The organism is Roseovarius halophilus (ex Wu et al. 2025) (genome assembly GCF_047086965.1).
On sequence record NZ_JBKOTX010000513.1, the window covers coordinates 1 to 848 of the forward strand.

Below are 848 nucleotides of genomic sequence, written 5' to 3' on the forward strand. Positions count from 1 at the left end.
GTTCACCTCGGGGTCATAGAAGCACGCCTTGATCACGCCGGACTTCAGGTTATCCGGAACCACCTGGGCGGTAACGCCCCCAAAGAACGCAAAGGCGCGCTCGTGGCTCGCGATCCAATCCGGCAGGCTCTGCGTCCAGGTAGCCTCGGCATAGGTATAGTTCGAGGCGCCAAGCGTGGCGACGAACAGCTGTGCCGTGCGCACCTCCCCGGTCTTCGGGTCGATCACATCAATCGTCGGCCCTGCATAGTCGACGAACAGGCGCTCCCCGGCTGGGTGGCGCTGGCGCATCACCGGCGACAGCTTGCCTTCCCATCGCCGGTAGAGATCACAGAACCGACTATAGCCATACCCCTCCGGATGATCCGCGCGATACTCTTCCCACAAGAGCCGCAGCGTGACGCCCTTGCGGCTGAGGTCGCGATGGATCGCGGCCCAGTTCGGCGTCGTCGCACGCTGCGAGACGGCCTGTGCGGTCCGCGGATAGAGCAGCTGCTCCAACTCCGTATCCGTGAGCGTCTCCGGTAAGGGCCAGCGCACGCCGGCAAGGCGGGCGCGTTCAAGGTAACCCTGTAACGTCGTCCGCCCAATCGACAGGCTGGCTGAAATTTGGCGGGTCGACAGACCCTCCGCAGAAAGACGTAAAACGTCGCGTATCTTGCGCATCGGCAATCTCTTCATCGGGCTTCCTCCGGGTCAAAAAGACCCGAACGGTAGCCGGTGGCAGATTGCCTCGCAGCATCACTTCACAGGGGTGGCCGAATACCCCGGAATCACTGGCCGGATAAAATTGGATTGGGTGGCCGGATACTTTCGGAATCGGTGGCCGGATGACCTCGGATTACGCA

Annotated in this window: 1 protein-coding gene; it reads right to left on the minus strand. The window is 62.3% G+C overall.

The window, feature by feature from the left end:
- Nucleotides 1-666, minus strand: a 666-nt coding sequence (istA, locus tag ACH107_RS33215) for an IS21 family transposase (RefSeq protein ID WP_412509841.1), incomplete at its 3' end; no start/stop codon positions are given.
- Nucleotides 667-848: the final 182 nt, after the last annotated feature.